1 pseudogene is annotated in these 400 nt (G+C 61.0%); it reads right to left on the bottom strand.

The features are described 5' to 3' along the window. Positions 1 to 227 (bottom strand): annotated as a pseudogene (locus AC5ZGW_RS47370) (hypothetical protein); the annotation flags it as partial. Between the last annotated feature and the right edge of the window lie 173 nt (positions 228 to 400).

The following is a 400-nucleotide window of genomic DNA, read 5'->3' as shown; positions in this document are numbered from 1 at the left end:
ACCGTCCACTCGAGCCGATCGCGGACCAGGGTTCGGGCGACGTTGACGAGATGAAGGCCGCGCGCTCCGGCGAAGCGAAGTGCCTGGCGATAGAAGGGACTGCCGGCATAATCCAGTGTCGTTTCCTTTGCATTCCTTCGCGAGAGGATGGGTACCAGCCCGCCGGCCTTGGCGAAGGATCGGCGACCGTAATAGACGGCAAGATCCCCACGGTGACGGGTCATCGCGCCCTTCGCATCCGCTCCTTCGGAACGGCCGGGATGATGCGCAAAGGCGTTGGCTGCGCCAACTCGCATTTCTGCTAGTAGGTCGGCACGCCGAACTCATGGGACTGTCATGTGGTTCGACGTCGAAAACCAGGTGAAAGGACCATCCGGATATGAAGAAACCATCCGCCAAG

It is taken from the genome of Bradyrhizobium sp. Crot121, assembly GCF_059512385.1.
Note: the sequence above shows the minus strand (reverse complement) of the source record. Positions and strands in the feature narration are given on the sequence as shown.